Here is a 245-nt window from a genome sequence, read left to right on the forward strand (position 1 = left end):
CCGGGCGAGCCGACCCGGTTAGATTTCGAGTACATGCGCTGGATGGCCGATTTCCTCAACGACGCCTACCCGGAGACAAAACGGGCAAAGTCACGTCTGACGCACCTCGGCGGCGGCGCGTGCACGCTCGCCCGCTACTTCGCCGCCGCGTGGCCCGGCTCGCGCAGCACGGTCGTCGAAATCGATTCGGAGCTCGCGGTGCTTGCGCGCGAGCTTTTCGACGTCCCCCGGTCCCCCACCGTGAA

Annotated in this window: 1 pseudogene; it reads left to right on the forward strand. The window is 67.3% G+C overall.

Annotated features, from left to right (window positions below):
• Nucleotides 1–33: 33 nt before the first annotated feature.
• A pseudogene (locus G3I40_RS31260) lies at nucleotides 34–245 on the forward strand (hypothetical protein); the annotation flags it as partial.

The sequence above is a fragment of the Streptomyces sp. SID14478 genome (genome assembly GCF_010548525.1).
Classification (GTDB): Bacteria; Actinomycetota; Actinomycetes; order Streptomycetales; family Streptomycetaceae; genus Streptomyces.